Source organism: Bacillus cereus group sp. BfR-BA-01355, assembly GCF_022663675.1.
Classification (GTDB): Bacteria; Bacillota; Bacilli; order Bacillales; family Bacillaceae_G; genus Bacillus_A; species Bacillus_A thuringiensis_S.
In genome coordinates, this window is record NZ_JAKUFY010000296.1 from 1 (window position 1) to 548 (window position 548).

A 548-nucleotide genomic window follows, 5' to 3' on the forward strand; every position below is an offset into this window, starting at 1 on the left:
TCGTTCGTTTGTATAATAGAGGCCCATGCAGGTAAAGCATCTTTATCTACCTTCCCATTAACAGTTAATGGCAATGATTCTATCTTGATAAAATGAGCCGGGACCATATAATTTGGAAGATGTACCCCTACATGTTTTCTCCACTCTTGTGTATCTCCTTCGCCCACAATATAGGCTACTAAGATGTTATCTCCAAATGAATCTTCTTGCGCTACCACAGTAACTTCTTTAATGTCTGGATGATTTCCTAATATTGTTTCAATTTCACCTAACTCAATTCGAAATCCTCTAATCTTAACTTGTTTATCAGCTCTTCCTATATATTCTATATTTCCATCAGGTAAATATTTAACTAAATCACCAGTCCGATATAATCTATCATTAGAGCTATTCTTGAATGGGTGTGGGATAAATGAGGCCTTTGTTAATTCAGGTTGATTCAAATATCCTCGTGCTAATGCGATACCTCCTATATAAAGTTCACCTACTGTCCCAATAGGGACAAGTTTTTTAGCTTCATTTAATACATATACCTCTACATTGGGAAT

At 35.6% G+C, this 548-nt stretch carries 1 protein-coding gene; it reads right to left on the reverse strand.

The window, feature by feature from the left end:
- Window positions 1-548 (reverse strand): AMP-binding enzyme (locus MR167_RS31715; RefSeq protein WP_242316248.1); only part of this gene is annotated, 548 nt, incomplete at both ends.